Consider the following 6,614-nt stretch of genomic DNA (forward strand, 5'->3'; position numbering starts at 1 on the left):
GTGTAGACATGGCGGTTGCAGGGCAAGATGTCCTGGTAGGAGCCAGCGGCGACGAGGTGGAGAATGGACGCGTTCAACCCGACGACCAAGACCCAGCAGGCGATCTCCTCGGCGGTGCAGGCCGCGACGGTGGCCGGCAACCCGGACGTCAGCCCCGCGCACCTGCTCGGCGCGCTGCTCGCCCAGGGCGACGGGGTGACCGCACCGCTGCTCACCGCGGTCGGCGCCGAGCCGTCGGCGGTGCACCGCGAGCTCGACCAGCTGATCAACAAGCTGCCCACCGCCAGCGGCAGCACGGTGTCAGCGCCGCAGCTGTCCCGCGACGCGGTCCGCGCGCTCACCCATGCCCAGCGGCTGGCGACCGAGATGGGCGACGAGTACGTCTCCACCGAGCACCTGCTGGTCGGCCTGGCAGCTGAAGGCGGACGCGTCTCCGACCTGCTCAAGCAGCACGGCGCTACGCCCGAGGCGCTGACCGAGGCCTTCGGCAAGGTGCGCGGATCCGCGCGCGTGACCAGTCCGGACCCCGAGGGCACCTACAAGGCCCTGGAGAAGTACGGCCAGGACCTCACCGACCGCGCGCGCAAGGGCGAGCTGGACCCGGTGATCGGCCGCGACACCGAGATCCGCCGCGTCGTGCAGGTGCTCTCTCGCCGCACCAAGAACAACCCGGTCCTCATCGGCGAGCCCGGTGTCGGCAAGACCGCGATCGTGGAGGGCCTGGCCCAGCGCATCGTCGCCGGTGACGTGCCGGAATCGCTGCGCGGCAAGCGCGTGGTGTCGCTGGACCTCGGCTCGATGGTCGCCGGGGCGAAGTACCGCGGCGAGTTCGAGGAACGGCTCAAGGCGGTGCTCAAGGAGATCACCGACTCGGCCGGGCAGGTCATCACCTTCATCGACGAGCTGCACACCATCGTCGGCGCAGGTGCCAGCGGCGAGGGCGCGATGGACGCCGGGAACATGATCAAGCCAATGCTGGCCCGCGGTGAGCTGCGGATGGTCGGCGCGACCACGCTCGACGAGTACCGCCAGCACATCGAGACCGATGCCGCGCTGGAGCGCCGGTTCCAGCAGGTGCTGGTCGGCGAGCCGAGTCCGGAGGACGCGGTGGCGATCCTGCGCGGGCTCAAGGAGCGCTACGAGGTCCACCACGGCGTGCGGATCACCGACGGCGCGTTGGTCGCCGCCGCCACCCTGTCCGACCGCTACATCACCGCGCGCTTCCTGCCGGACAAGGCGATCGACCTGGTCGACGAGGCTGCTTCGCGGCTGCGCATGGAGATCGACTCGCGGCCGGTGGAGATCGACGAGGTCGAGCGCGCCGTGCGGCGGCTGGAGATCGAGGAGATGGCGCTGTCCAAAGAGGACGATCCGGCCTCCTTGGAGCGGCTGGCGGCGCTGCGCGCCGAACTCGCCGACCGCCGCGAGAAGCTGTCCGAGCTGACCGCGCGCTGGCAGCAGGAAAAGGAGTCCATCGACACCGTCCGCGACCTGAAGACGCAGCTCGAGCAGCTGCGCGGCGAGTCCGATCGCGCCGAGCGCGACGGCGACCTGGGCAAGGCCGCCGAGCTGCGCTACGGCCGGATCCCGCAGCTGGAGAAGGAACTCGACGCGGCCACCGCGGCGCAGTCCGAGCGCAAGGCGATGCTGCAGGAGGAGGTCACCGCCGACGACGTCGCGGACGTGGTGAGCTCCTGGACCGGCATCCCCGCCGGTCGGCTGCTGGAGGGCGAGACCACGAAGCTGCTGCGCATGGAGGAAGCACTCGGCGCCCACGTGGTCGGGCAGGCCGAGGCGGTGCGCGCGGTGTCCGACGCGGTGCGTCGCACCCGAGCTGGAGTCGCCGACCCGGACCGGCCCACCGGATCGTTCCTGTTCCTGGGCCCGACCGGTGTTGGCAAGACCGAGCTGGCCAAGGCGCTGGCTGGGTTCCTGTTCGACGACGAGCGCGCGATGATCCGCATCGACATGAGCGAGTACGCCGAGAAGCACTCGGTGGCCCGGCTCGTCGGCGCGCCGCCCGGGTACGTGGGTTACGACCAGGGCGGGCAGCTGACCGAGTCGGTGCGCCGCCGGCCCTACTCGGTGGTGCTGTTCGACGAGGTGGAGAAGGCGCACCCGGACGTCTTCGACGTGCTGCTGCAGGTGCTCGACGACGGTCGCCTCACCGACGGCCAGGGACGCACGGTGGACTTTCGCAACACGATCCTGGTGCTGACCTCGAACCTCGGCTCGCAGGCGATCGCCGACCCGAACCTGACCGAGCGGGAACGTGACGACGCGGTGCTCTCGGTGGTGCGCAAGCACTTCAAGCCGGAGTTCCTGAACCGCCTCGACGACGTGGTGGTGTTCCACGCGCTGTCCACCGAGGAGCTGACGTCCATCGTGGACATCCAGGTGGACCGCCTCGCCCAACGCCTGTCCCAGCGTCGTCTGGCCCTCGACGTCCAGCCAGCGGCCCGGGATTGGTTGGCCCTCAACGGCTTCGACCCCATCTACGGGGCCCGGCCGCTGCGCCGCCTGGTCCAATCGGCCATCGGAGACCAGCTGGCCCGCAAGCTCCTGGCGGGCGAAATCCGGGAGGGCGACAAGATCCTCGTCGACACCGCGGACGACAACGAGTCCCTCTTGGTCTCCGCCGAAAACTGACGCTCCACAGTGGATCGGTCAGCGGCGGACGTAGGTGGAAGCGACGGCGGCTGCGGCGAAAAGGGCTGCTGCCGAGGCGAAGACGACCGTTGCCGTGGTGAGGCCGAAGAAGGTGCTGACCACGCCGAGGGTGACGCTGGGGACTCCTGCTGACAGGTAGGCGACCACGTAGATCAGGGCCGAGGTGCCTGCGCGCTGTTCGGGGGAGGCCAGGCCGGTCAGCATTCGCAAGCCGCCCATGAACATCACGCCCCAACCGGTTCCCAAGACGGCTGCTGCGGCGAAGAAGGCGAGTGGTTGGTGCTCGACAGTCGAGGTCGCGATCCCGGCCAAGCCGAGGATCATCACCGGGCCGCCGATTCGCACTGCGCGGCGGGCATCGACGCTGGACAGGACCAGCTGGGACAAGCCGCCGAACCCGGCAAGGGTCGCGACTGTTGCGCCTCCGATGAGGTACGGGCTGCCGTGGACCATTCCCTTGGCCACCGATGGGCCCAGGGACATGAACATTCCGCCGACGATCCAGGCCGCGAGCAGCGTGGTGGCCATGAGCGCGAACGCCACGCCCTTGCCGGGCGGGACGGTTGGGCGCTGCGGGCGCAGCACCTCGCGCAGCGAGCCGCGGTGTGCGACCGGTTCCGGCAGGGCCAGCACGCCGGGGATCGCCACCGCGAAGCCGAGGACGAGCAGCAGGTAGCTGGTCAGCGTCGGGCCCGGAACGTACTGCACCAGCGCTCCGGCGATCAGCGAGCCCAGCGCCATGCCGAACGCTCCGGCCACGCCGTTGACCAGCGCTCCGCGGTTCGTGCCGGGGCGTTGGAAATCCAGCAGCGAGCCGCTGATCGCGCTGGTCACCACACCGGTCGCCAGGCCCTGCAGGACGCGACCCGCGTACAGCCAGCCGATGCTCGGCGCGAACGCGAGCAGCAGCATCGAGACGATCTCCAGTGCGAGCGAGACCAGGAGCACCGGGCGTCGGCCGACGTGGTCGGACAGCGAGCCGAACATCAGCAGCGCGACCAGGATCGCCACCGCGTAGACGGCGAACAGCTCGGTGAGCACGGTGGTCGTGAAGCCCCATCGCTGCTGGTAGATCGCGTACATCGGGGACGGTGCCGTGGACGCCATCAGGAACAGGGCGTAGAGCGCGCCGATGAACCAGAACGAAGCGGACCGGGACAGCGCCGCAGCGCGGGGCCGGACGAGTTCCGTGGTGGTCATTGATGTCCAATCCTCGGAAGACCGGAACGGATTATTCCGTTCCGGTCCAACCCGATGTCGGAACGGATCATTCCGGCGCGGCGATATCCTGTGGTCATGACCACACCGAGCAAGCAGGCGCACTACGACGACCTGGTCATCCGGGCGGCTCGCGACGTGTTCGCCGAGCAGGGCTTCGCCGCCCCGATGGCCGAGGTCGCCAAGCGCGCGGGCGTCGGCGTGGCCAGCATCTACCGCCGCTACCCGAGCAAGAACGAGCTGATCGAGCAGGTGCGCATGGCCGCGTTCCAGCTGCTGATCGACGAGGCGGAAAGCGCGCGCGCCGAGGAGCCCGACGCCTGGGCGGCCCTGGTCCGGTTCATGCGGCGGTCCCTGCGGGAAGGCTCGGGCATCGGCACGGTGCTGCCGCCGATGGACCCGCTGCACGTCTATTCCCAGGAGTTCTGCGACCTCCGCGAGCGCGGCGCGAAGGCGATCGAGGAGCTCGTCACCGCCGCCAAGCAGGCTGGTGAGCTGCGTGAGGACGTGGACTGGACCGACATCGTCCTGCTGTTCAAGCACCTCAACCCGCGGCTGCCCACCACCGAGCACCGCCGCGCCGAACTCCGCTCCCGCTACCTGGGCCTGATCCTCGAAGGCCTGCGCCCGAGCGGCCCGGAACTCACCGGCCCGGCCCCGGACCGAGCGGAGTGGCAAGCCCTCTGCGACAACCTCGCCGCCTCCTGATCTAGTCGTCCTAGGTCGAGTCTGCGCTTGCGCCCCGGCTTCGTCTGGGGCGTTTTTGCTGTTCAGGGCCGATTCCCGGCGTCACCAGTCACGGGACCAAGCCCGAACCGGGTTCTTCGTGCGGTGATGAGCCGATCGTCTTCGCCGATCCGGCCGCAGTCCGGGACTGGATCGAGCAGCAGATCGCTGCCTGATCGGCGGCGCGGTCGGAAGCAACGCCCGGCCGCGCCCCACCCCGCGTGTTTTCGCAGGTCAACTTCAACCGATGGGGCGGATCCGCGTTGGATCACCAGGTGATCTTCGTCTTCAGCGGTGATCGGACTACCCTGCGCAGTGTGGGCATCCCTGCGTGGCTCTGGTTCGTCATCGCCGTCCTCGCCATCGGCGCGGGCGTCGTGCTGCTGATCGCTGACCGGTCGCAGCGCGTCTCGAACAACCGGGAACGGCGGCGCTGGGCAGCGCTGCGCGGTTGGCAGTTCGCCGAGGTGGACCAAGTCCTGCCGACCCGCTGGGAGCGCGGCGCGCTCGCCCAGTACGGCAGCCCGATGGCCACCGACGTGGTCGCCGGCTCGACCTTCACCTCCGACGGCCGCCGCCAGGTCTACGTGATGGACCTCGACGCCGGTAGCCGGTCGGCGACCGTGCTGGTCGGCATGCGCTGTCGCCGGGCGACCCCGGCCACCATCGAGCTGTGGCTGCCCGACGTGCCGGTGCCCCAGGACTCCGAGCTGGACCTGCTCGGCCCGGTCGGCGCCCGCTACGCGTTCGTCACCGAGGTGGCCGCGGCCCGGCCGCTGGTGACCCCGGACCTGGTGGACGCCACCGAGGAGATCGGCTCCGACGTCACCGTGGTGTGGCTGGAGGACGACTGGGTCCTGGCCGCCCTGGAACCGGGCAACGCCGACCCGGCCCGCCTAGAGCGCCTGCTGCGCGACCTCGGCGACCTCGCCGACCTGATCGACCCGTTCGACGCGGACCCCAACGAGGAGGAAACCGCGGTCGAGCCGGAAACCACCTCCTCCGAGTCCGCCCGCTGAGGCCGTTTTCGCACGTCAGGTCCCGTGAGTACTTCGGGTTGCCATAGGCACCCAAAGAGCTCACGGGTGTGGTCGCACCGCGCCGGGCGCACGGTAAATTCGGGCACATGCCTACCGCACTCGTCACCGGAGCCACCGCGGGGATCGGGCGCGCGTTCGCCCGCCGACTCGCCGCCGAAGGCCACGACATGGTCCTGGTCGCCCGCGACGTCGACCGGCTCTCCGAACTCGCCGACCGGCTGCAGGCCCGGCACGGGGTGCGCGTCGAGGTGCTGCCGGCCGACCTCGCCGACGCCGAGCAGCGCGCGAAGGTCGAGCAGCGGCTCGCCGACGTCGACCGGCCGGTCGACGTGCTGGTCAACAACGCCGGGTTCGGCACCGCCGGCTCGTTCGCCGAAACCCCCGCCGCAGAGCTGCAGAAGCAGCTGGACGTCAACGCGGGCGCAGTGCTCGCGCTGACCCACGCCGCCGTGCCGGGCATGCGCGAGCGCGGCCGGGGCGACGTGATCAACGTGTCGAGCGTGGCCGGGTTCTTCCCGGTGGCCGGTTCGACCTACGGCGCGACCAAGGCGTACGTGACCGCGTTCTCGCAGGGCCTGTCGGTCTCGCTGATCGGCACCGGGGTTCGGGTCATGGCGCTGTGCCCGGGCTTCACCCAGACCGAGTTCCACCAGCGGGCCGGGCTGGAGATGGGGCGCCTGCCCAAGGCGTTCTGGCTGCAAGCCGACCAGGTGGTCCACGGTGCGCTGGCGGATCTCCGCAGCGGCAAGGACGTCTCGATCCCGGGCGCGCAGTACAAGGCGCTGGTCACCATCGGCCGCCTGGTGCCGCAGAAGCTCCAGCGCATGATCGTCGCCCGCACGGTCCCCGGCCGCACCTGACGCACCGGCTGGTTCACGGTCAAGCAGGACTTCGCCGACGTGGAGACCAAGATCGGCGAACTCGCCTCGCGAGGGCTCTCCTTCGGGATCCACGTGGTGC

The 6,614-nt window shown here is 70.2% G+C and carries 5 protein-coding genes; 4 read left to right on the forward strand and 1 reads right to left on the reverse strand.

Annotation, left to right across the window (positions count from 1 at the left end; translation table 11 throughout):
• The first annotated feature begins 63 nt into the window (after positions 1 to 63).
• Complete coding sequence (gene clpB / locus ACWCO2_RS15660) at positions 64 to 2,649, forward strand: ATP-dependent chaperone ClpB (protein ID WP_450128420.1); 2,586 nt, start codon at positions 64 to 66, stop codon at positions 2,647 to 2,649.
• Positions 2,650 to 2,667: 18 nt separating this feature from the next.
• Here clpB and ACWCO2_RS15665 read toward each other — a convergent pair whose 3' ends face one another.
• Positions 2,668 to 3,870 (reverse strand): MFS transporter, encoded by a 1,203-nt coding sequence (locus ACWCO2_RS15665; protein ID WP_450128421.1) that lies wholly within the window; start codon positions 3,868 to 3,870, stop codon positions 2,668 to 2,670.
• A 96-nt stretch (positions 3,871 to 3,966) separates the two neighbouring features.
• On the opposite strand from ACWCO2_RS15665, the gene ACWCO2_RS15670 reads away from it, so the two are divergent.
• The 3 genes from ACWCO2_RS15670 to ACWCO2_RS15680 all read left to right on the forward strand — a co-directional run bounded on the left by ACWCO2_RS15670 (position 3,967) and on the right by ACWCO2_RS15680 (position 6,514).
• A complete protein-coding gene (locus ACWCO2_RS15670) occupies positions 3,967 to 4,596 on the forward strand; it encodes a TetR/AcrR family transcriptional regulator (RefSeq protein WP_450128422.1) in 630 nt (209 codons plus the stop codon).
• Between the two features lie 335 nt (positions 4,597 to 4,931).
• Positions 4,932 to 5,633 (forward strand): hypothetical protein, encoded by a 702-nt coding sequence (locus ACWCO2_RS15675; RefSeq protein WP_450128423.1) that lies wholly within the window; start codon positions 4,932 to 4,934, stop codon positions 5,631 to 5,633.
• A 107-nt stretch (positions 5,634 to 5,740) separates the two neighbouring features.
• Entirely contained in the window at positions 5,741 to 6,514 is a 774-nt protein-coding gene (locus ACWCO2_RS15680; protein ID WP_450128424.1) for an SDR family NAD(P)-dependent oxidoreductase, read from the forward strand.
• Positions 6,515 to 6,614: the final 100 nt, after the last annotated feature.

This window comes from Saccharopolyspora sp. NPDC002376 (assembly GCF_053593195.1).

Excerpts from the sequence above, each read along its gene's own strand:
- clpB (WP_450128420.1), top strand. The coding sequence starts at position 64 with ATGGACGCGTTCAACCCGACGACCAAGACCCAGCAGGCGATCTCCTCG.
- ACWCO2_RS15665 (WP_450128421.1), bottom strand. The coding sequence starts at position 3,870 with ATGACCACCACGGAACTCGTCCGGCCCCGCGCTGCGGCGCTGTCCCGG.
- ACWCO2_RS15670 (WP_450128422.1), top strand. The coding sequence starts at position 3,967 with ATGACCACACCGAGCAAGCAGGCGCACTACGACGACCTGGTCATCCGG.
- ACWCO2_RS15680 (WP_450128424.1), top strand. The coding sequence starts at position 5,741 with ATGCCTACCGCACTCGTCACCGGAGCCACCGCGGGGATCGGGCGCGCG.